Below are 26,227 nucleotides of genomic sequence, written 5' to 3'. Positions count from 1 at the left end.
GTAGGTATTCAGCACGGCATTGGTTTTATAGCACCGCATCGGACGGGTCCAATTAGCCGCTTTCACCGTTCGTCGACTTCAACGCAGCGGCTTGATCACGTAAAACGAATTTCTGGACTTTACCGGTCGCGGTTTTGGGCAGCTCGCAAAAGACCACCGTGCGTGGCACTTTGAATCGTGCGAGATGTTCGCGGCAATAACGCAGTACATCGTCTTCCGTGCACGTTGCCCCCGCTTTTAGCGTGACAAAGGCGCATGGCGTTTCTCCCCATGTCGCATCCGGCTTTGCTACTACCGCCGCTTCCAATATGTCGGGATGCCGGTACAGCACGCTTTCGACTTCTACGGTGGAAATGTTTTCTCCGCCCGAGATGATGATGTCTTTGGCGCGATCCTTGATCTCGATATAACCGTCGGGGTGCATGACACCCAGGTCGCCGGAGTGAAACCATCCGCCCGCAAAGGCCTGTGCGGTGGCATCGGGATTGCGTAGGTAGCCTTTCATGAGCGTATTGCCACGCAGCACGATTTCCCCCATGGTCTTGCCGTCGGCCGGTACGGGGCGTAGTTCGTCGTCGACGACTTGTACGTGCTCGACGTTGAGTTTGCGCACGCCGATGCGTGCCTTGAGCGCGGCGCGTTCGGCCAGGGGCAGTTCATCCCATTCATCATGCCAGGCACAACTGATGGACGGCCCGTAGGTTTCCGTCAGTCCATACAAATGCGTGACCCCGATACCGAGTTGTTCCATCGATTCGATCACGGCGGCCGGCGGTGCGGCGCCGCCGGTCAAGACTTGTACAGGATGCGTGGCGCGATACTGGACTTGCTTGGGCGCATTGATCAGCATGCTGAGTACCACGGGAGCCGCGCAAAAGAAGCCGACATGATGACGCCGGATGGCCTCGAAAATCGCAGCAGGTTCGACGCGGCGCAAGCAGACGCTGGTACCCGCCAGCGCCGCGAGCGTCCACGGAAAGCACCATCCATTGCAGTGGAACATGGGCAATGTCCACAGGTAGACGGCATGAGGCGGCATGCCGCAGGCCAGTACGTTGCCCGTGGCATTGAGATAGGCGCCGCGATGGTGATAGACCACGCCTTTGGGGTTGCCGGTGGTGCCGGACGTATAGTTCAGGCAGATGCTTTGCCATTCGTCGGCAGGCCATTCCCAAGCATGATCCGAGGGCTGCGCCGACAGCCAGGATTCGTACTCCGCGTCGCCCAATGTGCCGTGATCACCGTGGTATTCGCGGTCTTCGATGCGGACGGTGCGCGGTGGGGTGGAGAGCCTGGAGAGCACATCGCTCACGAGTTCTGCATATTCACTGTCGTACAGGAACACGGTGGCGCGGCCGTGTTCCAGGATGAACGCCAAGGTGGCGGCATCCAGCCGGGTATTCAAGGCGTTGAGCACCGCACCGGCCATCGGCACGCCAAAATGAGCCTCGTACAGCGCGGGCGTGTTCGGCGCCAGAATGGCAACCACGTCACCGCGGCGAACGTCCCAGGCCTGCAATGCTGCCGCCATCTGCTGGCAACGTTCGCGTGTGGTTTGCCAGTCCTGGCGGTAGTCGCCATGCAGCAGCGCTGGTCTCTGTGGATAAACGTCCGCAGCCCATTGCAGAAAACCTAGCGGTGTCAGCGCAACATGATTGGCGGCATTGGGTGGCAAAGCATCATTCGGATCAGTCATCGTGGTCTCTTTTGATGCAGCGCCGACATTCAATGGTGTGTCTCCTGCCATGTCAGCGCAACTCGGGTTTCTAGGACGAAAAACCTGCACGCCCTATTTATACCTCGTGAGGCCCACGTAGTAACGGTAACCATGCATCGGGAACCTCCAATTCGAAACGTAATACCGCGCTGGCGAGCGCTTTACCGTAGTTGTCGATCGCGAGGCTGCGCGACACGCCGCCGCCCAATGCGCCCTCCAGTACAAAGTTCAATACGCCCAAGCCATCGACGTCATAGCGGGTGATGGCGCCGCGCACCGCTGTGTCGTTATAGATCGTGCGCATTGCGTCGACCGTCAGGGTTTGTTTTATCAGTGGATAAAACACAGGCTCATAGGCGATGACGGCGATGTTCGAGGTGTTGCCCTTGTCGCCCGAACGGGTGTGGGCGATACGTCGCAAGTTGACTTTCATGTTGTCTCCTTAGACGAATTCAATCGTGCAATGAACCGAGTCGCGTGGCACCAGTGTGGACCACAGGCCGATGACCTCGCGTACACGGTCTTGATGCGGCACGCGCTTGCCTGTCGATGCCAGACCGCACACCGCCATGCCGTCGACCTCGCGGCCGATTTTTTCTGCTTGCGCGCGAGACGCGCAACGCGCGGCGATACGCACGGCGATTTCCGCCGGAACATGATCTTGAGAGGGCGGCGCGGAGGCCGTGCCATGCACTGCGTTCAAGCCGATGAAATCAATGCGCAGATCATCGGCTTGCAGATTGGCCATACGCAACCGCTCGCGCAAGATCGTATCGGCCAACCGGGCTTTCTCCAGGCATCCGGGGCCCGCAAAAAAGAACATGTCCTCGCCGATATAACCCTCGGTGCATCCCACCGAAACCTTGAGGGTCGGGGTGCGGGGGCGTCCCGAAATTCCGCTGAGCGTGACGCGGTTTTCACCCGTTTGCTCCAGTCGTGCGGTCGTGAAGTCCACCACCACATCAGGGGTGATATAGCGCGCAGGGTCGTGGACCTCGTAGAACATTTGCTCTTTCACGGTACGCAGATCGATGCAGCCGCCCGTGCCGCTGACCTTGCCGATCTCGGCAGTGCCGTCCGCGTCGACATCTGCATAAGGAAACGCGAGATTCCAGGGCTCGGGCACATCTTTGTAGCCGGGGTCGCCAAAATAGCCACCGGTGACTTGGGCGCCGCATTCGAGCAAATGGCCGATGCCGCTGCCCTGCCCCAGTTTGTCCCAGTCATCATGACGCCAACCGTAGTGATGCATCATGGGTGCGAGAAATAGCGAAGGATCGGCAACACGGCCGGTGATGACGATATCGGCGCCCTGGTCCAACGCTTGCACGATGGCCTCGGCCCCCGCATAGGGTTCGGCCGAGATCAAGGTATCGCGCAGCGATGCGATCGGCGCGCCGCTTTCCATGATGGACAGGCCGCTGGCGGCGATGGTGCTGCTGAGGTCCGTGGCCGTGATGGCGGCAACCTTGGCGTTTTTCCAGCCGGCTTCCGCACACAACTCTGCGACGCGCCGGGCCGCGGCTTGGGGATGAATCCAGCCCTGGTTGGAGATGATGCGTGTACCGTTGGCCATGCAATGCGGCAGTACCGCACGCATGCGATCGTCCAGCCAGGTGTCGTAGCCGGGAAAGCCCGGATCGCGGCGTTTGCGGACCTGCGCGGCGGAGACCGTGGCTTCGGCCATGGTTTCAAAGCACAGAAAATCCAACTCGCCGCGTTCGGCATTCCAGCGCGCGGGATCGATGCGATCGCCCCACCAGCCAGCGCCGGAGCCGATACGCAATTTGTTCGAGTTGCGGGACATTGATCTCTCCTGATGAGTATGGCTATATGAGCGTTGTGGTGCGTGCCGCCATCATTGCGGTTTGATTCCCGCGTTGCGGATGACTTGCTGCCACTTGTCGGTATCGGCGCGGATGATGTCGCCGAACACCTGTGGCGTGCTGGCAACCGGGATGGCGCCCAGGGCCTCGATCTGGCGGCGTACGGCGGGCTCGGCCACCGCGTTGGCGACGGCCGAATAGATACGGCTCACGATGGCGTCGGGTGTCCCGGCAGGGGCGAGTAAGCCAAACCATGCGTTGACCTCATAGCCCGGGAGCCCGGCTTCGGCAACCGTGGGCACATTGGGCAATAGCGGCACGCGTTCGGGAGTCGTCACTGCCAAGGCCCTTACCGTACCGGCCTGGATCTGCCCCATGGCCGACGGTAAGTTGTCTATCATCATCTGCACTTGGCCGCCGAGCAGGTCAGTCATCGCCGGGGCGGATCCCTTGTACGGCACATGACGAATATCGACCTTGGCCATGCTGTTGAACAGCTCCCCGGATAGATGAGGCGAGCCTCCCAGGCTTGTGGACGCAAAGTTCAATGCGCCTGGCGTACGTCGTGCGCGCTCGAGCAATTCCGCGACGGTGGAGATGCCCAGCTTGGGACTGACCAACAAGACGTTCGGAGAGTTGGCAACCAATGTGACCGGCGCAAAGTCCCGCGCCGAGTCGTAAGGCATCTGCGCATAAATGAATTGATTGGTGACCTGCGTGCCTAGCGTGCCCATCACCAACGTGTAGCCATCGGGCTGTGCACGTGCGACGGCCGCAGCACCAATGCCGCCGCCAGCGCCGGGGCGGTTTTCGACGACCATGTTTTGGCCCAGACGATTGCCGGCTTCGCGGGCGACGAGGCGCGCCAGAAGATCGGTCGTGCCGCCGGGAGGAAACGGCACGATCAAGGTGATGGGGCGTGTCGGCCAATCCGATGTTGCCTGGGCATGAACTGCCGGTGCAAAAGGTGTTGCCAGTATCAACACCATGGATAAGAGCAAACCGCGCATGGGTGTCTCCTGATAGTTGTGGTGCTTCAGGTTTCAGAGGAGTTTGACAGCTCGACTAATGCATCCAGTGCGATCGCGCCTTGACCTTGCGCACGCACCAGGACAGGGTTGATGTCGATCGAGGCAATTTTTCCGTTGGCAGCCAACGCACACTGACCGAGCCGCACGGCCTGTTCGGCGAGCGCCTCCATATCGGCGGGCGGATCGCCGCGCACACCTGTCAGCAGCGTGCCGATGCGCAGGCCCTGCAGTTTGCGGATGACGTCTTCGGTGTTGAACGGCGGCAGCAGCAGTGCGACGTCCTGCATGGCTTCGACATATTTGCCGCCACTGCCGATCATGATCACGGGGCCAAAGACCGGATCATGCCGCATGCCCAGCGCGCATTCGTGCAGGCCGCCCTGCATGCGCGCAACGATCCATGTGGCGTCGTGGACGTTCAAGTCTTTTAGCGTTTGCGCTTGCCGATGCAGTGCCTCGCGCAGATCGTGTTCGCTGTTCAGGCGCAGCGCGACGAGGCCGTGTTCGGATTTATGGGGCAACTGCGCCGAGCAGGCTTTCAATGCGACTGGCGCATTGATCGTGCGCCAGGCCGCCACGGCGGTGTCTGCATCGGTGCAACAACGGTAGTCGGCCACGGTCAAGCCGTAGTCCGACAACAGTGCGAGGCTTTGCGATTCGGAAAGAAAGCGTGATGGCGATGACAATTCGTCGAACGAACTCGGTGTGCCCTGTTCGGCGTCATGGCGTGGCGCAGTGTCGCGCGCCTGCCATTGATGCAGGCGATACAAGCTCGCCATCGCATTGGCCGCCTGTTGTTCATCGGCGTAGACCGCGACACCGCGCGCACGAAACGTGGCGGCTACGTTCTCTTGCCAGGCGACAACGGCGACGGGTTTGCCAGAGGCTGCGGCAAACTCGGCCGTGTCTGCCGCAAACGTCTCGACGTCATAGCCACGCCCCGCGACCGGAATATCGATCAGGAACATATCGGCGGCCGGGTCGTCAGCGATAACGGGCAGGACTTGGCCGAACAGACCATTGTTCGATAGCAGCGCCGCCGTGATGTCGATCGGGTTGGTCGTGGTTGCATAACCCGGCAGGCGATCGGTCAATGCCTGCTGAGTACGATCGGCCAGCGGCGTAATCTGCAGGCCATGCTCAACAGCGGCATCCGATGCCAGCACGCAGCTCGCACCGGAATTGCTGACGACGACGACTCGCGGGCCCCGAGGTAATGGGCCGCGCAATGACAGCTCTGCCCAGCGCACCAGTTCATGTGGATCGCGCGCACGCAAGATCCCGTGATGTTCGAAGTACGCATCCACCACGCGGTCCTCACTCGCCATGGCGCCCGTGTGCGACGCTGCCGCGCGTGCTCCGGCCTCGGAACGGCCGGATTTGACGGCAATCAATGGGACGCCACGTTCACGTGCGAGTGCGGCTGCCCGCGCCAGAACGTCTGCGTCCTGCAGGGACTCGAGATACAGCAACACCATGCGTACCTGCGGGTCGCGCAACACGGCGCAGGCCAGTTCCGATACGGTGACATCGGCCTCATTGCCGGTGGCATGCATGTGGCGTACACCAATACCGCGTTGTCGCAACAACCCATATATCATCGCGCTCATGCCGCCGCTTTGACTGATGACGGCGACGGGCCCATCGGCCGGTTCGACCTCCAGGAACATGGTCGAAAAGCAAGCGATTGCGCCATTGCCAAAATTCGCGAGACCTTGCGAGTTAGGACCCACGATGCGCATGCCCGCCGCGCGTGCGCGCGCAGTCATGGCATCCTGCAAGGCTTTTCCTGCGCTGCCCGTTTCAGAAAATCCCGCCGAGATCACGATGGCTGTGGATACACCAAGCTCTGCGCATTTATCCACAGCTTGCACGGCTTGTTCACCGGCGACTGCCACGATGGCCAGATCGGGCGTCGCGGGCAGTGCATCCAGACTGGGCCAGGCGCGTTCGCCTTGCACCTCGGCGCGTTGCGGATTGATGGGATATATCGTGCCCGCATAGCCGTGCCGGCGCATATAAAAAATGGGCCGTCCGCCGATTTTGTCGGGATTATCCGAGGCGCCCACGATGGCAACGGATGCCGGCTCGAGCAAGGTGTTCAGGTCGTCATGGCGAGAATTAAAGCCCATGGAGGTTCCTATGCTGTGATGGTATTCAGTTGACAGTGGCGCCCGACGTCTTGACGACGTCCGCCCATTTCTTGATTTCGTTGTCGACGAACCGTTGATAATCCGCGGGGCTCATCCACTGCGCGTCGAACCCTTGCTGGGAAAATTGCTGCTGTAGCGCCTTGTCTGCCAGGACCTTTTGCAACGTGGCGCTGAGCTTTTGTACGACCGCATCGGGAGTTCCTGCGGGAGCCATGAGGCCGTTCCACGCGGTCGCCTCATAACCGGGCAAACCGGATTCCGCGACGGTAGGGATTTCTGGTGCTGCAGGCGACCGCGCCGCGCTGGTCACTGCGAATGCTTGCAGCTTGCCGTCCCGCACATAGGGCATCGATGACAGCATGGTGTTGAACATGACATCGGTTTGACCACCCATCACATCCGTCATGGCGGGCGCGCTGCCCCGGTACGGGACATGCACCATGCGCGTTCCCGCCATGGCGTTGAACAGCTCCGCTGCCAGGTGCGTCGATTGCCCGTTTCCAGACGAGGCAAAGGTCAGCTTGCCCGGCGTGGATTTCGCCAGCGCGATCAGTTCACGCACGTTGTGCGCGGGCAGATCGGGGCGCGCCACGATGACCAGCGGACCTTGTGTCAGCAGTGACAGGGGAACGAAGCTCTTGCTGGTGTCATAGCTCAGGGTTTTGAACAGCGACATGTTGATGGCATGAGCCGTCGTGGCCAACAGCAGCGTATAGCCATCGGGAGCGCTCCTGGCGACGAGCTCCGCACCGATGTTGCCGCCCGCGCCTGAGCGGTTGTCGATGATGACGGTTTGCTTGAGTTCGTCGCCCAGGCCTTTCGCCACGGACCGCGCCACGATATCGGTGGGCCCTCCTGGTGGATAGGGCACCACCAAGGTAATCGGTTTAGCTGGCCAGTCGGTCGAGGCAGCATGGACAGAGATCGTCGCGGTGAATAGCGTCAACGCGGCGAATGCGCCACGCCATAGCGTTTTGATAGGCATGAGTGTCTCCTCCGTCCTCTGGGGACGTGTTGTGGATGCGGTTCGTTTGGATGTGATGCCGTGAATACGGCTAGCATCACGGCGGGGAGCGGGCTTCGAACTTCAGTAGCAGGCGGCTGTTGATTTCTACGGCGCGGCCGTGCACGTGCTGGCCGACGGTGATGGTGGCGTCTGCATGCCCCATCAGCGTGACGTGTTCATGCAATTTAACGAGCACCAGCGTATAGGGTGTCAGTGCTTTCCATTGCGCATCCGGGGCACGATGCACCTCGCTGCGCGCGATGACGACCCCCTCGCCTGTCGCGCGTTGCCATGACAATGCGGTGCCGCCACAGGCGGCGCAGGCGTAGGGTCGCAGCGCCCACCATGTGCCACAGTGTTCGCAACGTTGGATATCCAGGGGATGCTGTGTAGTCACCTTGTGCTCTCCGCTTGCAGTACCAGGCTGACATGGGCAGAGAGCACGCCGCCGTCGGCATGCACCAGAGCTCGCCGCCGTGGGGTGATCTGCCGTTCGCCAGCGCGGCCTGCCAGTTGAGTCCAAGCCTCGACGAGGTGTGCCAAGCCACCCGCCACGCCTGAATGGCCGAATGACAGCAATCCACCGTGCGTATTGAGCGGCAACTCACCAGACGCTGCAAAATCTCCGTGACGCAGCCGGGCGCCCGCGCTGCCACGCGGCGCGTATCCCAGCTCCTCAAGCAACATGACCAGCGTAATCGTGAAAGAGTCGTAGATCGCCAGATAATCGATGTGCTGCGATTCCAGCTTTGCCTCGGCCAAGGCTCTGGCACAAGCGCGCGCGGCGCCCGTGTCCAGCACGTCGCGCATCGCTGACAAATGCTGGTGGCGATGCGCCTGGCCATCGCCAATGACCTGGACAGGTCCTTCGTCGGCGCTGAGCACGAGCGCTGCTGCTCCATCCGATATCGGGCAGCAATCCAACAGATTCAATGGTGTTGCGATCGGCTTGGACGCCAGCACTTGATCGACCGCAATAGGGTCGCGCAGATGTGCATGAGGGTGGCTTGCAGCATGCTCGCGCATCAGCACGGCAAATTCGGCCAAGGTCTCGCGATCGAGTCCGGTCTGATGCATATAGGCCGAGGCCAGCAATGCATAGTAGGCCGGCACGGATGCGCCATTGGGAACTTCGGTATCGGGCTCGCCGACTTGGGCCAGGGTCTGGATGGACGTATCCACGGCTTGGCCGGTCAATCGATTTTCCCCTGCGACCACCAGAATGCGCCGGCAGGTGCCTGCTCGCAGGAGCGTACGAGCCAGCATGACCATGGCGGCCCCGGTGGCCCCGCCCATTTGCATGCCGTGCGCATAGTGGGGCTGCAAGCCCAGCTTTTCGCTCAGCAGATCGGCCAGCATCAAATGCGGAAAGGTCGTCGCGTAGCCGCACAATACGCCGTCGATATCGTCGCGTTGCAGGCCGGATTGCGCCAAGGCCTGATTCGCAGCTTGCGCCATGAGGTCCAGCGCGCTGCTGCCCTCGTGGCGGCCATAGCGGGTCGTGGCGGCGGCGTGGATATAGGCGCGGGGATAGCGGATATCAGGCATGAGGCCACCACGAGCGTTCGATGTCGCGAGCCTCTTGCGAGAGGGCTTGTGCGAGTTCCGCTTCGCGAGACTCTATGCGTTCGTTCAACGCCGCGATGCTGAGCGCGGCGATCGCGCGCCCGCTGGGGCCCCGCACGGCGACACCCAGGCCGCCCATTTTTTCGACCACTACGTCCAGCAGCATGGCGTGCCCCAGGCCTCGTGCACGTTGTGCCGCCGTGATCAAATCCGATTCAGGAAAGCGGGGATACTTGGCGGTCAGGCGTTGCCGCACCATGGGCATGACCGCCTGCGTTTCAACCTCGCCCAGTGTTGACAGCAGCGCCAGGCTGCCTGCTCCCACGCCCAGCGGGCGACGGCTGCCTACCTGCAGATAGTTGGCGCGAATGGGGTAGTCGCCAAAGCACAGATCCAGGCAGACCGACTCCCAGCCCATCGGTAACGACAGAATGACGGTGTCGCCAAAACGGCGTGCCAATCGGATCAGGGCCGGCCGTGCGAGCCCGCGCAGATCCAGCCCGTCCACCATTGCATGATGCATGGCATAGACCTGGGGCCCCAGCATGTAGTGCTTGTTGACCGGGTCCCGTTCGACGAAGCCTTCTGCCTCCAGGTCCTTCAGGATACGCCGCGCGGTAGAGATATCCAGCGCGGCGCGTTGCGCGATATCGGTCAGCCGCTGGACGCAAGGGTCAGACAGGCTGGCCAGTACTCGGCAAGTTTTCTGGGTGGCTGATAAGGCGTTGGCGTCTGGCGTTGGCATGAATGTGGGGCAGCCCGATGGGGGAACACCGCCACAAGATAAGAACGCGTGCCACGCCGGTAAAGTTGCATCGCAACAAATTTTCGTCCAGCGACAATCGAACGAATCCGCGTAAGCCCGTCCGGGCCCCTCTCATAGAGGCAGGACCCGGGCCGTCAGAGGCGCTACGCGACGATCGCGACCAGCTCGGCTCCCTCGCCGACCTGGTCTCCGATGGCGTAAAACACCTCTTGCACTTCGCCATCGCCCGGTGCCGAGATCGTGTGCTCCATCTTCATGGCCTCCATGACCAGCAGGGCTTGTCCCTTTTTCACTTTGTCGCCCGCCTGGACGGCAATCGAAATGATCTTGCCGGGCATGGGGGCTGTCAATCCGCCTGCATGTTCACCCTCGCCATCCTGGGCGTGGGCCAATGCATCATGCAGGCCCAGCATCTGGGTGCGGCCCTCACGAAACACATAAGCTTTATCACCGTGCAATACCACCGTGCCCGTGCTTTCGCGTCCGTCCAAGGTCACGCGCAGCCCATAGGCCAGGTTCGGGTTCGCCCCCGTATGGGCGCGCCAGGAAAAAGCCCACGATGTTTGATCGCTGCGTAATGTCCAGGCCTGTCCATCACGCGCGATCGTGACATCACGCAGGGTTTCATGATCGAGCCATTGCAGCGTTTGCTGATACTGTCCACCCAAACGCCATCCATCGCGCACGTCCCACGGGTCGGTGACTGATACGCGCGTTGAGGCTGTCGCGGCTACCGAGCTTGGCAACGATGTATCGCCTGCGGGCGCCAAGCCCTGGCGTACCAGCACTGCAGCGGTGGCCAGCGCCACATCGGTGGCATCTGCTGCCGCCGGCGGCGGCAGCAACGTGTCGCGCTGACGCTCGATCAAGCCCGTATCCAGATCCGCCGCGGCAAAGGCCGCATCCTGCATCAGCCGCGTCAGAAACGCCACGTTGGTCTGAACGCCGACAGCGTGCGTATGCGCCAAAGCCTGAATCATGCGTGCGCGGGCCTGATCGCGATCCGCACCGTGCACAATCAGTTTGGCGATCATCGGGTCGTAATAAGGCGTGATGGTATCGCCCATCCGCACCCCGCCATCCACCCGCACATCGCCGTTGGTAAATGCGACATGAGGCGGCAACTCCAGATAGGCCAGCGTGCCGATCGAAGGCAAAAAGCCTTTATCGGGGTTCTCTGCATAAATGCGCGCTTCGATGGCATGGCCATGAATGTGCAGGTCTTCTTGTTTGGCAGGCAGAGGCTGGCCAGCGGCGACACGCAACTGCCACTCGACGAGATCGTGGCCGGTGATCATTTCCGTGACCGGGTGCTCCACTTGCAGACGCGTATTCATTTCCATGAAATAAAAACGTCCGTCTGGCTCGGCGATGAATTCCACCGTCCCCGCACCAACATAACCTACTGCGCGCGCGGCCGCGACGGCGGCGTCGCCCATCGCTTGCCGGCGCTCTGCGGTCATGCCGGGGGCGGGGGCTTCTTCGATGACTTTTTGATGGCGGCGTTGCACCGAACAATCGCGTTCGAACAAGTATACGCAGTTGCCATGCGTATCGGCAAAGACCTGGATTTCGATGTGCCGCGGCTTTTGCAGATAGCGTTCAATCAGCACGCGGTCATCGCCAAAACTCGATGCCGCCTCGCGTTGGCAGGACGCCAGCGCCTCGATAAAGGCACCAGAGGACTCGACTACACGCATCCCTTTACCGCCACCGCCCGCACTGGCTTTGATCAACACGGGATAGCCGATGCCATCGGCTTGCGATTTCAGAAACGCGGGGTCCTGGTTGTCGCCGTGATAGCCGGGCACCAGCGGCACCCCGGCTTTTTCCATCAAGGCCTTGGCAGCCGACTTACTGCCCATGGCGGCGATAGCCGATGCAGGCGGCCCGACAAAAGCAATCCCCGCATCTGTGGCAGCCTGAGCGAACGCCTCGTTCTCCGACAGGAACCCATAGCCCGGGTGAATAGCCTGTGCACCCGTATCGCGCGCCGCTTGCAAAATAGCCTCTGCCCGCAAATAACTCGCACGCGGCTCAGGCCCCCCTATATGCACCGCGACATCGCAAGCCGCCACATGCCGCGCACCTGCGTCGGCATCGGAATACACCGCCACCGTCCGTATGCCCAGACGGCGCGCCGTCGCCGCGACACGGCAAGCAATCTCACCACGGTTAGCTATCAGCAGAGTATCGAACATGTTGTCTTCCACACAAAATTTGTTGTCACCGCGACTAATTCAAATCCAGTTGGCGATGCATCATCACCGAAATGTTCCCCCTCGACCCACAGTGCCCCTCCAGCGGGAAAGTCACAGATCCGGCTCCGCCGGTCTGTAGACTTTGCCCCCTTGAGGGGGCGCGCGCAGCGCGTAGGGGGTGGGGTTTTTTCCTACATCCGGAATACGCCAAAGCGCGTGTCTTCGATAGGCGCATTCAATGCCGCCGACAGCGCCAAACCCAGCACACGGCGGGTATCGGCCGGTGCGATGATGCCGTCGTCCCACAAACGCGCGGTAGCGTAATACGGATGCCCTTCGCGCTCGTACTGATCGCGAATCGGCGCCTTGAAGGCTTCCTCGTCTTCTGCCGGCCACTGCCCGCCTTTGGCTTGAATCCCATCGCGGCGTATCGTGGCCAGCACACTCGCGGCCTGTTCGCCACCCATGACGGAAATGCGCGCGTTGGGCCACATGAACAACATGCGTGGCGAATACGCGCGTCCGCACATGCCGTAGTTGCCCGCGCCAAACGAACCGCCGATCAAGACCGTGAATTTAGGCACATTGGCCGTCGCAACGGCGGTGACCATCTTGGCGCCATGCCGCGCAATCCCTTCATTCTCGTATTTACGGCCCACCATGAATCCGGTGATGTTCTGCAAAAACACCAGCGGGATTTTGCGTTGCGCGCAGAGTTCGATAAAGTGCGCGCCCTTTTGCGCCGACTCTGAAAACAGGATGCCATTGTTGGCCACGATGCCTACCGGCATGCCATGAATATGCGCAAAGCCCGTCACCAGGGTCGTGCCGAAACGCGCCTTGAACTCGTCAAAATCCGAGCCGTCGACGATGCGCGCGATGATTTCCCGTACGTCATAGGGTTTGCGCGTATCGGAGGGGATGATGCCGTTGAGCTCCGCTGGGTCATATCGCGGCTCGCGGATGGGGGCCAGCGCCAGCGGCGTGGGCTTTTGACGATTGAGCCGTGACACGGCGTTGCGCGCGAGTTGCAAGGCATGCAGGTCGTTGACGGCCAAGTGATCGACGACGCCGGATAGCCGTGTATGCACGTCGCCGCCGCCGAGATCTTCGGCGCTGACTTCTTCGCCTGTCGCTGCCTTGACCAGCGGCGGGCCTCCCAGAAAAATCGTGCCTTGGTTGCGCACGATGATGGATTCATCGCTCATCGCCGGCACGTACGCGCCGCCCGCTGTGCACGAGCCCATCACGACAGCAATCTGCGCAATGCCTTGCGATGACATCACCGCCTGGTTGTAGAAAATACGGCCGAAGTGATCGCGATCGGGAAACACCTCGTCTTGACGCGGCAAATTCGCCCCGCCCGAGTCCACCAGATACACACACGGCAGACGATTCTGCGCGGCGATTTCTTGTGCACGCAGATGTTTTTTGACGGTCATGGGATAGTACGTCCCACCCTTCACCGTCGCGTCATTGCAGACGATGATGCACTCCGTGCCGGCGATGCGGCCGATGCCGGTGATGACTCCCGCGCCAGGCGCCTCGCCCTCGTACATGCCATGCGCCGCCAGCGGCGACAGTTCTAAAAAGGCGCTGCCCGGGTCGATCAAGCGTTCGACGCGCTCACGCGGCAGGAGCTTGCCGCGCGCAACATGTTTGGCGCGCGCGGCGTCGTTGCCGCCCAATGCGGTCTGGGCCAAGTGCCGAGCCAGATCGTCCAGCAGTGCCTGCATGGCGCGTGCGTTGTCGGTGTAGTCTTGTGAACGCGGGTTGATGCGAGATTCGATAGTGGGCATAGCGGGCCGTTGTCGTGCAAAGTGATCGACAGGCACTGCGGATGCAGGCCGTTGTGTTTATCAGAGGCTCTGGAACGTTCGACGTCTAGTACATGGAGCCGTCAACTTGCGTAAAGGCTGATGCCTCAACGCTCGGATACCTGATCGAAATGCAATGGTCTTGCTCAGGATGCGTCAGTCGCGGTGTGTCGGATCACATGGGCGATCCGACACACGCACAGACTCGTTAAATCATTTCGATGGCCATGGCTACGGCTTCGCCGCCGCCAATGCACAGCGTGGCCACGCCGCGCTTGCCGCCGGTCTTGCGCAGCGCGCCAATCAGCGTGGTGACCAGACGGGCACCCGATGCGCCGATAGGATGGCCCAGCGCAGTTGCGCCACCATGCACGTTGACTTTGTCGTGAGGCAGTTTGAAGTCATTCATGGCGGCCATGGTGACGACGGCAAAGGCCTCATTGATTTCATACAGATCGACATCCTCGGCTTTCCAACCCGTTTTGGTGAACAGGTTTTTCAGCGCACCGACGGGCGCGGTCGTGAACCAGTTGGGTTCTTGCGAATGCTGGCTGTGGGCCACGATGCGCGCCAGCGGCTTGAGGCCGAGCTCTTCGGCGGTCGAGGCGCGCATGAGCACCATGGCGGCCGCGCCATCGGAAATCGACGACGAGTTGGCAGCGGTGACGGTGCCGTCTTTTTTGAACGCAGGTTTCAGCGTCGGGATTTTCTCCGGCATGGCTTTGGTCGGCGCCTCGTCGGTGTCGATCACGGTATCGCCTTTACGGCCAGCGACAGTGACGGGGGCGATTTCCCATTTAAAGCTGCCGTCTTCGCTGGCGGCACGTGCGCGGCGCAGCGACTCCAGCGAAAACGCATCTTGCTGTTCGCGCGTGAAGCTGTATTTGGCGGCGCAGTCTTCGGCAAAGACACCCATGGCCTTGCCGCGATCGTAGGCGTCTTCCAGGCCGTCCAAGGCCATGTGGTCATACACCGTGTTGTGGCCGTAGCGATAGCCTTGGCGGCCCTTGAGCAGCAGATAGGGGGCGTTGCTCATGCTTTCCTGACCGCCCGCGACCACAATGCGCGCCGAGCCGGCGCTCAGCAAGTCATGGCCGAACATAGCGGCCTTCAGGCCCGAGCCGCAGACTTTGTGGACGGTCGTGCATGCGACACCCAATGGCAGGCCGGCACCCAGTGCGGCTTGACGCGCGGGGGCTTGGCCTTGGCCCGCCTGCAATACATTACCCATGATGACTTCGTCGACCTGGTCCGGTTTGATACCGGCGCGTTCGACGGCGGCTTTGATGGCGACGGAGCCGAGCTCGTGGGCGGCCAGGCCTGACAGGCTGCCCAGCATGCCGCCCATGGGGGTGCGAGCAACAGAAACGATAACGACGGGATCAGACATGATGGGCGCTCCTGAAAATCAGAGATAAATTGGATTGTTACGACGCGAAAACAGGCGGCGTTGCGCCAATGCGCAGCCGTCTGTCCTTATCGTAAGGGAAAAATTCTTCAATTTGACCTTGTGCAACATGGTTACGGCAGGCCTGCCACCACTCGGCTTGTAACAGCTCGGCGTGGTGCCGTAGAAAGGCTTTGCGTATGCGGGTATCCCCCAGCAAAAAGCGGTCGAATTCCTCGGGGAAAACATCATTGGGACCGACGGCGTACCACGGTTCGCTGGCCATCTCGGCCTCTTCATTCGGCGCGGGCGGAATCCGGCGAAACTGCATCTCGGTCATGCGCTGGATTTCGTCGTAGTCGTAAAACACCACACGGCCCAGACGAGTGACGCCGAAATTCTTGTACAGCATGTCGCCAGGGAAAATGTTCGCACTGGCCAACTGACGGATCGCGTCCCCATATTCGCGTATCGCATGATCCACCATCGGCTCGCTGGCGTGTTGCAAATACAGATTCAACGGTGTCATACGGCGTTCGATGTACACATGCCGGATGACGATCGAGTCGTGGTTTTCCTCGAGCAGACTAGGGACGCGTTGCCGCAGTTCGTCCAGCAAGGCCGATGAAAAACGCGCGCGCGGCAACGCGACTTGCGAGTATTCCCAGGTGTCGGCCATGCGGCCCACACGGTCATGCAGTTTGACCATCTGGTATTTGCGCCGCACGGTAGCGTGATCGATGCCGTCCTTGTCGATGTGGTCCTTGATCAATTTGAACACGTACGGATAGGACGGCAACGTGAACACGCACATCACCATGCCTTTGATGCCCGGTGCAATGTCAAAGGCATCGCGCGAATGCGCCAGATGATGCAGGAAATCCCGATAGAACAGCGTCTTGCCCTGTTTCTGCAGGCCGATCATGGTGTAGAGCTCGGCCTTGGGTTTGCGTGGCAACAAGGTCGACAGAAAACTCACCACGGCGGCCGGCGTTTCCATGTCCACCAGAAAATAGGCGCGGGTAAAACTGAACAGCGTGCTCAGATCGTCCGCACCCAGCAATAACGCATCCAGCTCAATCTGGCCCGCGGCGTTGCGCGTCAGCGCAATGGCAAAAGGCAGCAGGCTGCTCTGATTGATCAGGCGGCCGACGATGTAGGCGCCCTTGTTGCGAAAGAACAGCGTACCCAGTACCTGGATCTGGCAGTCTGGCGCGAGCCGCCGGCCCTGATGCCGAGGCCATTGTGCGCGCAACTGCCGCACAGCAGCACGTGCCAGCAAACGTGTATCGCGCGGCAGGTCTGCATACGGCGCGGCCAGTCCGAAATCGGCCGCCATGCGAATCAGGCCGTTGCGCAATCCCTCGGACAAGGGGTAATAAACGCGGTACGACGGAATGCGGCTATCGAGATAATCCGTCGCAACGGCCGGCCGGACAAACAAGAAATCGTTATGAAAATAGTCGCGATGCAGAATGCGGCACGACACCGAATTAAAAAACGTTTCCGCACATTCGGGTTGACGATGTTCTGACAACAATCCGACGAATTGCTGTTTGACGTCTTGCCAGAACGTCGTTTGCTTGGGCGTCAGACTGGTTTCGCTATCTGCTGCGGCCAAACCGTGCAAAGTCCGTTGCAGCTGATTGGCGCACTCGCGCACGCGCATGTCGTAGTACTCGATGCGTTCGCGCGAGAGCTGCTGGATACCATGCCAATCGCCCGATTCAAACAAGGCCTTTGCACGTTGTGCGCTGTAGCGAAATAGCGCGTAATGCCGATCAAAACCCGCCAGGATCTGCCGGGCGACATCCAGCGGCAGTGGCGCGGTAGCTGCCACTGGCTCGATATGCTGGACGTCGCCGGTGTAGATCATGATGGCAACAGATCAGGCGGTTTCCGCAAACAATTCGCGGCCGATCAACATGCGGCGGATTTCGCTGGTGCCAGCGCCGATTTCGTACAGCTTGGCATCGCGCCACAGGCGGCCCGTGGGGTAGTCGTTGATGTAGCCGTTGCCGCCCAGGATCTGTACCCCCTCGCCGGCCATCCAGGTGGCTTTTTCGGCGGTGTACAGGATGAGTGCTGCGCAGTCTTTACGGACTTGCCGCACGTGCTCCGCGCCGAGTTGATCCAGGTTCTTGCCGACGGCATAGCAAAACGCCCGGCTGGCCTGCAGTGTGGTGTACAGGTCTGCGACCTTGCCCTGGATCAATTGAAACTCGCCAATGGCCTGGCCGAATTGCTTGCGGTCGTGGATGTACGGTACGACGACGTCCATCACCGCCTGCATGATGCCCAACGGCCCGCCCGAGAGTACGGCACGTTCGTAGTCCAGGCCGCTCATCAGGACTCTCACGCCGCCGTTGACCTGACCCAGGACGTTTTCCTCGGGGACCTCGCAATCCTGGAACACCAGTTCGCCCGTGTGGCTGCCGCGCATGCCCAGTTTGTCCAGCTTTTGCGCGATCGAGAATCCCTTGAAGTTCTTTTCCACCAGAAAGGCGGTAATCCCGCGCTGGTGGGCCTCCGGGTCGGTCTTGGCATAGACCACCAGGGTATCGGCGTCCGGACCGTTCGTGATCCACATTTTGGTGCCGTTCAGCACATAGCGGTCGCCCTTTTTCTCGGCGCGCAGCTTCATGCTGACGACGTCCGAGCCTGCGCCCGGCTCGCTCATCGCCAGTGCGCCCACATGTTCGCCGGAAATCAGCTTGGGCAGATAGCGGGCTTTCTGGTCTGCCGTGCCATTGCGGTGGATCTGGTTGACGCACAGATTGGAATGCGCCCCATACGACAGGCCGATGGAAGCACTGGCGCGCGAGATTTCCTCCATCGCGACCATGTGCGCCAGGTACCCCAGGTTGGCGCCGCCGTATTCCTCGCTGGCAGTCATGCCCAGCACTCCGAGCTCGCCGAACTTGCGCCACAAATCCATCGGGAATTGATCGCTGCGATCGACTTCGGCGGCGCGCGGCGCAATTTCGGCCTGTGCAAAAGTACGCACCGCGTCGCGCAGCATGTCCAGGTCTTCGCCTAGATTGAAGTTCAAGCCGGGAAGGTTCATCGCGATCTCCGTGAGAGTATGTACTTACATTTGGTGGTGCTGCATGCATGAATCCGCTTGCCGGATCCATCATGCTCCACCGTCGATGGCTAAGCAATGTAGAAGGTTGATATTACGTTTACGTAAACGTAAAGTAAAACACGGGTTTACCCCTAAGAAAAACGTGACGACGGCTTGTCAGACCATGCCAGAATTTGCCTGGAACTTGTCTGACCAATCCATTGCTGGCCCGAGCGGGCCTCTGGAGGGACTGTCGTGATAGAACTCGCCGATCTGGACGAGATGATTGCTTTGCGGCGCGATATCCATGCGCATCCTGAGCTGGCGTATGACGAGCATCGGACTGCCGCCCTCGTGGCCGAGCGCCTGCGGTCCTGGGGGATCGAAACCCATACCGGCATCGGTCGCACCGGGGTGGTGGGCGTGCTCAAGGCAGGGAGCGCATCGCGAGCCATTTTGTTGCGGGCAGACATGGACGCCTTGCCCATCCAGGAAGCCAACACCTTTGACCATCGCTCGCGCCATGACGGCAAAATGCACGGCTGTGGCCACGATGGCCATACGGCGATGCTGCTGGCCGCGGCCCGCCATTTAAAGCAGGCGGGCGGCTTTGACGGTACCGTCTATGTCTGCTTTCAACCGGCCGAGGAAAACGGCGGTGCGGGTGCCCGGGCCATGATCGAGGACGGCTTGTTCGAGCGTTTTCCATGTGAAGCCGTATTCGGCATGCATAACTGGCCCGGGATGCCAGCGGGTAGTTTCGGCGTGTGTAGCGGACCGATGATGGCGGCCGCGAATGCCTTCAAGATTACGGTGACCGGACGTGGCGGGCATGCCGCGGCCCCGCAGGATTGCGACGACCCTGTACCGGCGCTGTTTGCGATCGGCCAGGCGCTGCAAACCATACTGACACGTAGCAAACGCCCGCTGGACGCTGCGGTCGTGTCCATCACTCAAGTGCAGGCGGGTGGCGAGGTGACCAACATCATTCCCGGCAGTGCGTGGTTGGGCGGTTCTGTGCGAGCTTACAGCACGGGTGTCGTGGACTTGATCGAGCGGCGCATGAACGAGTTGGCCGAGCCGATTGCTGCGGCGCATGGCTGTCAGGCAGAGGTCTATTTCGAGCGCCGCTATCCCGCTCTGGTGAATACGCCTGATGAAACGGCCTTTTGCCTGGACGTCATGCGCGACGTCGTCGGATCCGATCAATCGCGAGTGATCGAGCCCGTGATGGCATCCGAGGATTTTGCCTTCATGCTGCAGGCCAAACCCGGCTGCTACGTGTTTCTGGGTAACGGAGATGGCGAGCATCGCCTGGCAGGTCACGGGCTGGGGCCGTGCATGCTGCACAACACCAGCTACGACTTTAACGACAGTTTGATCCCTGTCGGCGCGTCCTATTGGATTCGTCTGGCTCAGCGTTACCTGGCTTGAGTGTTTTGCCTCGCGGTGTCGCGAGGCACCTTCTTTTTCATTGGTGTTCATCGACAGCCATCGTGATGGCTTTTCCCCGGCATGAGCGGCGGGGATTTTCGGAGCGTTGATATGATCAGAATGGCAGCACTTTCGAAGTTCACCCGTAGCGTGGCGATGATGGCCGTAGCGGCAATGGCCATGGCCGCTCATGCTCAGCCTGCGTGGCCAGGCAAAACACTGACGCTCGTCGTTCCCTACACTGCCGGCGGTACGAATGACACCTTGGGTCGCACGCTGGGCGACATTTTCCGTCAGGCTTATGGCACGGCGACCATCATCGAAAACAAACCTGGCGCGGGCGGCAGCGTGGGGACCGAGGCCGTTGCGCGAGCCAAGCCTGACGGGACGACATTGCTCCTGGCATCGACCAGCCCGCTGACGATTTTTCCGAATCTGGTGAAGACCTCGTATGACCCGATGAAAGACCTCGTTCCGGTTGCCAGTGTGGCAGTCGGGCCGGTCGGCATCTTGGCCACCAAAGCGCTGCCTGTGAGCACGTTTGCCGAGTTGGTGGACTATGCCAAGCAGCACCCCGGCAAAGTCACGTTCGGCATCCCTGGGTTGGGTTCCGTCGCGCATATAGGCATGGCAGCGCTGAATAAGCAGGTGGGCATCGAGATGCTGCAGGTGCCGTATCGCGGCGGCAGCCAGGCCGTGTCGGATGGTCTGGGTGGCCAAGTCGATCTGCTGGTCGTCAACACCGATATCGTGCTGCCTCACGTCGCCGCTGGCACGCTCAAGCCCCTCGCGGTGATGGCGCCGCAACGGCTGGCCCCGTGGCCCGATGTGCCGACCATGGCAGAGCTGAAGTTGCCGAACATCCGCTATTTCTCGAACTTTTCGCTGTTCGCGCCGGCCGGCGTGCCACCCGAAGTGTTGAAAACCATGCGTGATGAAATAGCAAAAGCGCTCGCGAATCCGCAGTATCAACAGATGCTGGAGAAAAACTCCATGCAACCTGGAACCGGCATCGGCGAGGATTTCGCAAAACAAGTTCGCACGGACTACGAAAACAATCAGCGCATCATTCGCGAAAGCAAGATTCAAGTGCAGTAGTTCATACGTGACGAAAACGGGGGATTTCCTTTGGAGCATCTGATGACGCGTACGCTGGTCTTTTTGTTTGTATTGTTGACGACGGCCCTGAGTCCCGGACTATCCCGTGCGGAATCCAACCCCGCCCTGGCGGGCCAGAGCGTGACCAAGGACATTGACGGCGGCCGGCACACCAAGGAATACGCGCGCAATGGGACATTGATCTATGAGGTCATCGAGCGCGAGGTTGCGCAGGGAGGTACCAAGACGATTCAAGCCACTGAACGCGAGTGGCTGGACAACGCAACGCCGGTACGTGAACAGGAATTTCTGGGTGGTAGAGAAATGAAGGCCACGTTCTGGTACATGAATGGCAAGGTCAAGGAAACCCGGGCGGATCAATCGATTCATGATCCCAAAGGCGCGCCGGGCGTTTATGTAGAGCGGTTTTCCGATCTTGGAGTCTTGCAATCGGCTGGCGTGTTTCAGGGGCAATACCGTCACGTTGGTGTGCATCGCTACTATGACGAGGCTGGTAAATTAACCAGCGAAATCACCTACGGACCTGATGGCACGAAGCTTTCCAGCAAGACATTCGATGCGAGCGGCGCAGCCAAAGACACAGCGCAGTATTACCCCGATGGATCGCGCAAGACACCATAGCGGTACAGGATCGCTGTCGCGGTACGGGATGTCGCTGTGCTGCGCGAATTTTCTGCAGCAACAAAGAACAGCGGTTGAGACACCACGCCAACGCGTCGAACAGGATACGTCGTGACGCCCGCTATTCCGAGCGGGGGCCGAGCACGATGAGGGCCATACCAGCCAGGCAGAGTCCGACACCGGCCCAGTCAGTCAGCGCAGGACGCACGCCGTCGACGGCCCATAGCCATATCAGCGCCATGGTGACGTATACCCCGCCATAGGCCGCATAGACCCGCCCCGACGCCGCGGGGTGCAACGTCAATAGCCAGACAAATAGCGCGAGGCTCAAGGCCGCCGGCAACAATAGCCACGCGGAATGGCCCTGCTTTAACCAGAGGTACGGCAAATAGCAGCCGAGGATTTCGGCGAGCGCCGTCAACACGTACAGGCCTAATGTGGGCAGCAATGTCATCGTCTGTTCCGAGAAGTCTCGGTATTGATGCGCGAGGACAGCGGCACGGTCAAGGCTTTTGTGCCATCAACATCTGACACTGCTGTTCCTGTTCCGCGATTTCCGACAGCGTGTCTTCGATATCGCGGCGTTGTTGTTCCAGGGCCGCGCGATGCTTGGCCAGGACATCCAGATACTGCCGTAATTGCATCGCGTTGTCGCTTGGGCTGTCGTACATGTCGATCAACGCGCGGATTTCCGACAATTGCAATCCGAGCCGTTTGCCGCGCAAGGCGAGCTTCAGGCGAGTGCGATCGCGTGGGCTATACACACGGTTGCGGCCATCACGCGCAGGGCTGACGATGCCCTGATCCTCGTAGAACCGGATGGTGCGCGGCGTGATGTCGAACTCACGAGAGAGTTCGGAAATCGTCCAGGTGGGCGGCATGCGATATTTGGCAGTTTACGTAAACGTAAATTATGATGGTCTGGAACAATCGTCAAGCTTATTTCTAAACGCCGGCGCGGTTCGGCGGTTTAACCGAGAACAAGAGATGAATCCTAACGAGCATCAACTGCAGTATCCCTGGGGCGATACACAGCCCGAGCCAGGTGTTGCACTAGAGGTCGCACCAGGCGTGAAATGGATCCGCATGCCGCTGCCTTTTGCGCTGGATCATATCAATCTATGGTTGCTGCGCGACGAGATCGACGGACGCCAGGGTTGGACCATCGTCGACTGTGGCATCAGCCGTGACGAGGTGCGCACGCTGTGGGAACAGGTCTTTGCCCAGGAGCTGGACGGACTGCCGGTGTTGCGCGTGCTCGTCACCCATATGCATCCTGATCACGTCGGGCTGGCCAATTGGTTGTGCGAGCGTTGGGATGTGCCGTTGTGGATGAGCATGACCGACTACATGGTGGCTGTGCTGTGGTCATCGCGTTCGACGGGCTCGGGCCCCAATGGCGAGGCGGCCGTGGCGCATTTTGCGCGCCATGGAATGACGGACCCCGATGCCCAAGAGCAGATTCGCGAGCGTGCGGGCTATTACCCGAATCTGGTGCCGGCCATGCCGACACGTTACACCCGCATGCTGCATGGCGATCAAGTCGCCATCGGCGGCCACGATTGGCGTGTCATCGTGGGTTATGGGCACGCGCCTGAGCATGTCTCGCTTTATAGCCCTGACTTGAACGTCGTGATCTCAGGCGATATGGTGCTGCCGCGCATTTCCACGAACGTCAGCGTGTTCGCGTTCGAGCCGGACTCGGATCCTCTGCGCTTGTATCTGAGTTCGCTGGATGGTTATGGCGATCTGCCGGCTGATGCCCTGGTATTGCCGTCGCATGGACGCCCTTTCAAAGGCCTGCACGAGCGGATTGCCCAGCAGCATCAGCACCACGCGGATCGGTTGGCAGAGGTGCTGCAGGCTTGCGTCACGCCGCAATCCACGATGGATATCGTGCCCGTGCTGTTCAAGCGCAAGCTCGATCTGCACCAGATGACTTTTGCCATGGGCGAGGCGCTCGCGCATCTGCATACGCTGTATTTCGAGGGCAAGCTGACTCGCAAGACCGATGAAGACGGGATCGTGAGATTTACCGTGCGCTGAGCGTTAACGGCTGGCTGTTGCCAGCCGGATGGCCAGGCCCAGAAAAACAATACCCGTCACGCGATTCAACCAGCGTGACGCGGTGGGCGAGCGTTGCAGCAGTTGCCCGAACGCGCCCGAGAAAAATGCGATGGCGCTAAATACCAATAACGCGGCCAGCATGAACAGCACGCCCAGCACGGCCGTTTGCAGGCCTACGGGGCCGTACTCGGGCTTGGGCGAGGTGAATTGCGGCAAGAACGCAAAAAAGAACAGCAGCACCTTGGGATTGGTCAGGCTCATGATGACGCCGCGCCGATAGAGTGCGCCCGGTGTCATCGCAGGCGGACGCTCGGCATTGGCCGGACCGCCACGTGAGCGCAGCGCCTGCCACGCCAAATAGGCCAGATAGGCGGCCCCCGCGAGCTTGAGGACGGTAAACGCATGCGATGACGCCGCAAAAACCGCCGCCAACCCGGCGGCGACGGCGGCCGTATGACCGAGTACGCCGGTGCATAATCCCAACACCACGCACATCCCTGCAGAACGGCCCCACAGGGCCGACTGCATCAAGACGAACAGATTGTCGGGACCGGGCGTGAGAGCCAGCACAATCGCGATACCGAAAAAAGCAAGCAATGTGTCAAAGGGCAGCATGGCGCGGCGGCCGCAGATACGGCCAGAGAGACGTGACGTCGACGGGTTCCAAGGGTACAGCGCGCAGCCTTGGCGAGCAATGCGTCGGCGCCGGATGGCACGTGCCCATCTCGGCACGAATGCGGCGAATCTCCTAATATCGAGGTTCTGACCGTTTTCTGTCCATCCTCACTGCATTCCTATGGCCAAAGATCCCGTCTCGCATATCGACACGCTGTTGCAGCATACCGGCACGGCGCCATTCAACCCGCAAACGGGTTCGGCCCCCGTCAACCTGCCGTCGATGCGGGCCAGCACAGTGCGTTTTCAGAATCTGGACGCGCTCGAGGCCACCCAGCGTCGCAAGGCTTCCGGCCAGCGTGCCGCAACCTATGGCCGCATGGGCATGGATACGCATGCGGCGTTGGAGCAGGTGTTCTGCGAGCTCGAAGGCGGCACGCATGCCTATCTGGCGTCCTCGGGGATGTCGGGCATTACCTTGGTGATGCTGTCGCTGCTTTCCGCCGGCGACCACGCGCTGGTAGCCGACTGCGTCTATGGCCCGGTATATGAACTCGATGCGGCGTTACTCAAGCGTTTGAATATCGAGATCACTTATTTCTCGGCGGATGACGATCTGGAATCCTTGGTACGCCCGAACACCCGGCTGCTGTACGTCGAATCCCCCGGTTCGTTGCTGTTCCAGATGCTGGATATTCCCGCATTGGCGGCGTTTGCGCGTAGCCATGATCTGGTGCTGGCTTGCGATAACACGTGGGGATCGGGGTACATCTATCAGCCGCTGAAATTGGGCGCACACGTCTCGGTCGTGGCCGGCACGAAATACGTGGGTGGACACTCTGACCTGATGCTGGGGGCGGTCGTCACGAATGATGCCGAGGTTGCGCAGCGTTTGAATCGCACGCAGTACGCCATGGGATATTCGATCAGTGCGGACGATGCCTGGCTGGCACTGCGAGGGGTACGGACCTTGCCCATTCGCATGGCGCAACACGCCAATCATGCGCTGCAGGTGTGCGAGTTTCTTGCGGGACGCCCTGAGGTCGCGCGCATATATCACCCTGCCTGGCGGGACGACACGGGCCACGCGTTGTGGCAGCGCGATTGCACCGGTTCAAACGGCATGTTGGCTGTCGAGCTGCGTCTTTCCCCCGAGGCCTCGCGCCGCTTTGTGGACGCGTTGCAGCTATTTGGTATCGGCTTTTCCTGGGGGGGCTTTGAAAGTCTGGTGCAGTGGGTGACGCGCGGCGAGCTTGCGCGGCATCGCTATTGGACAGGCGGCGATCATGCATTGGTGCGGCTGCATATCGGGTTGGAAAACCCGGCGGATGTGATCGCTGATCTGGCGCAGGCGTTGGATCAAGCGAGCGTGTGACAACAACAGCAAAACGGTTGCGTTTCTAGGCAACAGAAAAGCCCTCCACGGTTGTTGTCTATGGCACGCGTAGTGCGGAGTTCTTTTGGCGCAGGAGGTCGGCGTGTAAAAGCCCNGCCGGGCCTATCGCCGCGACTCGGCCCATGAGCAGGGGCCTCGGCCCGCTTCGCGGGCTAAATCGCGGCTCAACGGCCCGGCGGGGCTTTTACACGCCGACCTCCTGCTCGCAATGTCTTCCGGTGACGGATGTCATGCGCTTTGCTGCATCAACTCTGTTGAGTTGCGTTCACGACAGCCGGATGGCGCGAGCTCAACCCATCGCATTGCCAAAGTCGGCTTCAAAAAACAGCTGATGGCCATCAGCCTCGTTGCATTCCCTCATCATGAGTCCCTGTCGCGTGCCTGGGCGTGGTGCCGGGCCNNTNGCACGGACTCGGCCCATGACCAGGGGCCTCGGTC

The 26,227-nt window shown here is 60.7% G+C and carries 22 protein-coding genes; 5 read left to right on the top strand and 17 right to left on the bottom strand.

Annotated features, from left to right (window positions below):
* Positions 1-52: 52 nt before the first annotated feature.
* The 14 genes from ACNA0J_RS26200 to ACNA0J_RS26135 form a co-directional block, all read right to left on the bottom strand.
* On the bottom strand, positions 53-1,696 hold the full coding sequence (locus ACNA0J_RS26200) for an acyl-CoA synthetase (RefSeq protein WP_415821828.1): 1,644 nt from the start codon (positions 1,694-1,696) through the stop codon (positions 53-55).
* A gap of 97 nt (positions 1,697-1,793) precedes the next feature.
* Complete coding sequence (locus ACNA0J_RS26195) at positions 1,794-2,150, bottom strand: AtuA-related protein (protein WP_415821827.1); 357 nt, start codon at positions 2,148-2,150, stop codon at positions 1,794-1,796.
* A 9-nt stretch (positions 2,151-2,159) separates the two neighbouring features.
* The gene (locus ACNA0J_RS26190; RefSeq protein ID WP_415821826.1) at positions 2,160-3,524 is read right to left on the bottom strand and encodes an acyclic terpene utilization AtuA family protein; all 1,365 of its coding nucleotides are present in this window, start codon (positions 3,522-3,524) and stop codon (positions 2,160-2,162) included.
* 51 nt (positions 3,525-3,575) lie between these two features.
* Positions 3,576-4,553 (bottom strand): Bug family tripartite tricarboxylate transporter substrate binding protein, encoded by a 978-nt coding sequence (locus ACNA0J_RS26185; protein WP_415821825.1) that lies wholly within the window; start codon positions 4,551-4,553, stop codon positions 3,576-3,578.
* Positions 4,554-4,579: 26 nt separating this feature from the next.
* A complete protein-coding gene (locus tag ACNA0J_RS26180; protein WP_415821824.1) occupies positions 4,580-6,706 on the bottom strand; it encodes an acetate--CoA ligase family protein in 2,127 nt (708 codons plus the stop codon).
* A 25-nt stretch (positions 6,707-6,731) separates the two neighbouring features.
* Positions 6,732-7,712 (bottom strand): tripartite tricarboxylate transporter substrate binding protein, encoded by a 981-nt coding sequence (locus ACNA0J_RS26175; protein WP_415821823.1) that lies wholly within the window; start codon positions 7,710-7,712, stop codon positions 6,732-6,734.
* Positions 7,713-7,788: 76 nt separating this feature from the next.
* A complete protein-coding gene (locus tag ACNA0J_RS26170; protein WP_415821822.1) occupies positions 7,789-8,130 on the bottom strand; it encodes a Zn-ribbon domain-containing OB-fold protein in 342 nt (113 codons plus the stop codon).
* Complete coding sequence (locus ACNA0J_RS26165; protein ID WP_415821821.1) at positions 8,127-9,281, bottom strand: thiolase family protein; 1,155 nt, start codon at positions 9,279-9,281, stop codon at positions 8,127-8,129. The genes ACNA0J_RS26170 and ACNA0J_RS26165 overlap by 4 nt, the downstream gene beginning before the upstream one ends.
* Positions 9,274-10,044, bottom strand: a complete 771-nt coding sequence (locus ACNA0J_RS26160; protein WP_415821820.1) for an IclR family transcriptional regulator — start codon at positions 10,042-10,044, stop codon at positions 9,274-9,276. The genes ACNA0J_RS26165 and ACNA0J_RS26160 overlap by 8 nt, the downstream gene beginning before the upstream one ends.
* Before the next feature lie 164 nt (positions 10,045-10,208).
* On the bottom strand, positions 10,209-12,266 hold the full coding sequence (locus ACNA0J_RS26155) for an acetyl/propionyl/methylcrotonyl-CoA carboxylase subunit alpha (RefSeq protein WP_415821819.1): 2,058 nt from the start codon (positions 12,264-12,266) through the stop codon (positions 10,209-10,211).
* Positions 12,267-12,457: 191 nt separating this feature from the next.
* Positions 12,458-14,065 (bottom strand): carboxyl transferase domain-containing protein, encoded by a 1,608-nt coding sequence (locus tag ACNA0J_RS26150; protein ID WP_415821818.1) that lies wholly within the window; start codon positions 14,063-14,065, stop codon positions 12,458-12,460.
* Positions 14,066-14,291: 226 nt separating this feature from the next.
* Positions 14,292-15,473: an acetyl-CoA C-acetyltransferase gene (locus ACNA0J_RS26145; protein WP_415821817.1), complete on the bottom strand. Its 1,182-nt coding sequence runs from the start codon at positions 15,471-15,473 to the stop codon at positions 14,292-14,294.
* Between the two features lie 37 nt (positions 15,474-15,510).
* Positions 15,511-17,346: a bifunctional isocitrate dehydrogenase kinase/phosphatase gene (gene aceK / locus ACNA0J_RS26140; RefSeq protein ID WP_415821816.1), complete on the bottom strand. Its 1,836-nt coding sequence runs from the start codon at positions 17,344-17,346 to the stop codon at positions 15,511-15,513.
* Positions 17,347-17,358: 12 nt separating this feature from the next.
* Positions 17,359-18,537, bottom strand: a complete 1,179-nt coding sequence (locus ACNA0J_RS26135; protein ID WP_415821815.1) for an isovaleryl-CoA dehydrogenase — start codon at positions 18,535-18,537, stop codon at positions 17,359-17,361.
* 255 nt (positions 18,538-18,792) lie between these two features.
* Between ACNA0J_RS26135 and ACNA0J_RS26130 the strand changes: the two genes are divergently transcribed.
* The 3 genes from ACNA0J_RS26130 (at position 18,793) to ACNA0J_RS26120 (ending at position 21,711) form a co-directional block, all read left to right on the top strand.
* A complete protein-coding gene (locus ACNA0J_RS26130) occupies positions 18,793-19,971 on the top strand; it encodes a M20 aminoacylase family protein (protein WP_415821814.1) in 1,179 nt (392 codons plus the stop codon).
* 120 nt (positions 19,972-20,091) lie between these two features.
* The gene (locus tag ACNA0J_RS26125) at positions 20,092-21,069 is read left to right on the top strand and encodes a Bug family tripartite tricarboxylate transporter substrate binding protein (RefSeq protein WP_415821813.1); all 978 of its coding nucleotides are present in this window, start codon (positions 20,092-20,094) and stop codon (positions 21,067-21,069) included.
* Between the two features lie 42 nt (positions 21,070-21,111).
* Positions 21,112-21,711 carry a toxin-antitoxin system YwqK family antitoxin gene (locus ACNA0J_RS26120; RefSeq protein WP_415821812.1) on the top strand — a complete coding sequence of 200 codons (600 nt, stop codon included), beginning with the start codon at positions 21,112-21,114 and terminating at the stop codon, positions 21,709-21,711.
* 121 nt (positions 21,712-21,832) lie between these two features.
* Here the strand turns inward: ACNA0J_RS26120 and ACNA0J_RS26115 are convergent, their stop codons facing one another.
* Both ACNA0J_RS26115 and ACNA0J_RS26110 read right to left on the bottom strand, forming a co-directional pair.
* Positions 21,833-22,165 carry a YnfA family protein gene (locus tag ACNA0J_RS26115; protein WP_415821811.1) on the bottom strand — a complete coding sequence of 111 codons (333 nt, stop codon included), beginning with the start codon at positions 22,163-22,165 and terminating at the stop codon, positions 21,833-21,835.
* A 49-nt stretch (positions 22,166-22,214) separates the two neighbouring features.
* A complete protein-coding gene (locus tag ACNA0J_RS26110; RefSeq protein WP_415821810.1) occupies positions 22,215-22,592 on the bottom strand; it encodes a MerR family transcriptional regulator in 378 nt (125 codons plus the stop codon).
* Between the two features lie 106 nt (positions 22,593-22,698).
* Here ACNA0J_RS26110 and ACNA0J_RS26105 point away from each other — a divergent pair, with 106 nt between their 5' ends.
* Entirely contained in the window at positions 22,699-23,757 is a 1,059-nt protein-coding gene (locus ACNA0J_RS26105; protein WP_415821809.1) for an MBL fold metallo-hydrolase, read from the top strand.
* Between the two features lie 3 nt (positions 23,758-23,760).
* Here the strand turns inward: ACNA0J_RS26105 and ACNA0J_RS26100 are convergent, their stop codons facing one another.
* A complete protein-coding gene (locus ACNA0J_RS26100) occupies positions 23,761-24,393 on the bottom strand; it encodes a LysE family translocator (RefSeq protein ID WP_415821841.1) in 633 nt (210 codons plus the stop codon).
* A gap of 181 nt (positions 24,394-24,574) precedes the next feature.
* Here ACNA0J_RS26100 and metC point away from each other — a divergent pair, with 181 nt between their 5' ends.
* Positions 24,575-25,768, top strand: a complete 1,194-nt coding sequence (metC, locus tag ACNA0J_RS26095; protein WP_415821808.1) for a cystathionine beta-lyase — start codon at positions 24,575-24,577, stop codon at positions 25,766-25,768.
* The last annotated feature ends 459 nt before the right edge of the window (positions 25,769-26,227 follow it).

Origin of the sequence: Bordetella tumbae, from assembly GCF_965139195.1 — a bacterium.
In the GTDB taxonomy this organism is placed as follows: domain Bacteria; phylum Pseudomonadota; class Gammaproteobacteria; order Burkholderiales; family Burkholderiaceae_B; genus Bordetella_A; species Bordetella_A tumbae.
Note: the sequence above shows the minus strand (reverse complement) of the source record. Positions and strands in the feature narration are given on the sequence as shown.

What these genes read in the sequence shown, in the direction of transcription:
- ACNA0J_RS26105 (WP_415821809.1), top strand. Translation starts at nt 22,699, where the DNA reads ATGAATCCTAACGAGCATCAACTGCAGTATCCCTGGGGCGATACACAG.
- ACNA0J_RS26190 (WP_415821826.1), bottom strand. Translation starts at nt 3,524, where the DNA reads ATGTCCCGCAACTCGAACAAATTGCGTATCGGCTCCGGCGCTGGCTGG.
- ACNA0J_RS26165 (WP_415821821.1), bottom strand. Translation starts at nt 9,281, where the DNA reads ATGCCTGATATCCGCTATCCCCGCGCCTATATCCACGCCGCCGCCACG.
- metC (WP_415821808.1), top strand. Translation starts at nt 24,575, where the DNA reads ATGGCCAAAGATCCCGTCTCGCATATCGACACGCTGTTGCAGCATACC.
- ACNA0J_RS26160 (WP_415821820.1), bottom strand. Translation starts at nt 10,044, where the DNA reads ATGCCAACGCCAGACGCCAACGCCTTATCAGCCACCCAGAAAACTTGC.
- ACNA0J_RS26150 (WP_415821818.1), bottom strand. Translation starts at nt 14,065, where the DNA reads ATGCCCACTATCGAATCTCGCATCAACCCGCGTTCACAAGACTACACC.
- ACNA0J_RS26195 (WP_415821827.1), bottom strand. Translation starts at nt 2,150, where the DNA reads ATGAAAGTCAACTTGCGACGTATCGCCCACACCCGTTCGGGCGACAAG.
- ACNA0J_RS26185 (WP_415821825.1), bottom strand. Translation starts at nt 4,553, where the DNA reads ATGCGCGGTTTGCTCTTATCCATGGTGTTGATACTGGCAACACCTTTT.
- ACNA0J_RS26120 (WP_415821812.1), top strand. Translation starts at nt 21,112, where the DNA reads ATGACGCGTACGCTGGTCTTTTTGTTTGTATTGTTGACGACGGCCCTG.
- ACNA0J_RS26125 (WP_415821813.1), top strand. Translation starts at nt 20,092, where the DNA reads ATGGCAGCACTTTCGAAGTTCACCCGTAGCGTGGCGATGATGGCCGTA.
- ACNA0J_RS26110 (WP_415821810.1), bottom strand. Translation starts at nt 22,592, where the DNA reads ATGCCGCCCACCTGGACGATTTCCGAACTCTCTCGTGAGTTCGACATC.
- ACNA0J_RS26115 (WP_415821811.1), bottom strand. Translation starts at nt 22,165, where the DNA reads ATGACATTGCTGCCCACATTAGGCCTGTACGTGTTGACGGCGCTCGCC.
- ACNA0J_RS26135 (WP_415821815.1), bottom strand. Translation starts at nt 18,537, where the DNA reads ATGAACCTTCCCGGCTTGAACTTCAATCTAGGCGAAGACCTGGACATG.
- ACNA0J_RS26155 (WP_415821819.1), bottom strand. Translation starts at nt 12,266, where the DNA reads ATGTTCGATACTCTGCTGATAGCTAACCGTGGTGAGATTGCTTGCCGT.
- ACNA0J_RS26175 (WP_415821823.1), bottom strand. Translation starts at nt 7,712, where the DNA reads ATGCCTATCAAAACGCTATGGCGTGGCGCATTCGCCGCGTTGACGCTA.
- aceK (WP_415821816.1), bottom strand. Translation starts at nt 17,346, where the DNA reads ATGATCTACACCGGCGACGTCCAGCATATCGAGCCAGTGGCAGCTACC.
- ACNA0J_RS26145 (WP_415821817.1), bottom strand. Translation starts at nt 15,473, where the DNA reads ATGTCTGATCCCGTCGTTATCGTTTCTGTTGCTCGCACCCCCATGGGC.
- ACNA0J_RS26180 (WP_415821824.1), bottom strand. Translation starts at nt 6,706, where the DNA reads ATGGGCTTTAATTCTCGCCATGACGACCTGAACACCTTGCTCGAGCCG.
- ACNA0J_RS26100 (WP_415821841.1), bottom strand. Translation starts at nt 24,393, where the DNA reads ATGCTGCCCTTTGACACATTGCTTGCTTTTTTCGGTATCGCGATTGTG.
- ACNA0J_RS26200 (WP_415821828.1), bottom strand. Translation starts at nt 1,696, where the DNA reads ATGACTGATCCGAATGATGCTTTGCCACCCAATGCCGCCAATCATGTT.